This window comes from Ralstonia sp. VS2407 (genome assembly GCF_052950655.1).
On the sequence record NZ_JBRFVG010000295.1, the window covers coordinates 1 to 454 of the forward strand.

At 55.9% G+C, this 454-nt stretch carries 1 protein-coding gene; it reads right to left on the reverse strand.

Features of this window, described 5'->3' with window-relative positions; all coding sequences use genetic code 11:
- A partial coding sequence (locus ACU8YE_RS25135) for a cation diffusion facilitator family transporter (RefSeq protein ID WP_446930279.1) occupies positions 1-343 on the reverse strand: 343 nt, incomplete at its 3' end.
- Positions 344-454 lie beyond the last annotated feature (111 nt).

The following is a 454-nucleotide window of genomic DNA, read 5'->3' on the forward strand; positions in this document are numbered from 1 at the left end:
GCACGAGCCGGTCGCCCGCGCGCCACAGCATCCCCACGCCGACCGCAATCAGGATCGCTCCGAGAAAGAATGAAGCAACCGTTTCATAACGGCTGTGACCGTAATTGTGGTCGGCGTCCGGTTTTGCGCCGCTATGCCGATTGGCGAGCAGTACCACGAAATCGGAAACCAGATCCGACAAAGAGTGGACGCCATCGGCAATCAAAGCCTGGGAATGCGCAATTACACCGACCACCACCTGCAGCGTCGCCAGAATCACGTTGAGGACGATACTGACGAATGTGCTCTGACGGGCGACGACCTGTTTTTCCGACGCCAGGTCGTCGTTTGAAAATGTGGACATGTAATATCGAATGCGGCGATGGACACCGCAATTCTATCAAGCCGGGCTCGAACGCGCGCGGCCGCCCACCAAAAAAACAAACAAAATCAATCGCTTATGAAAACGCAACGC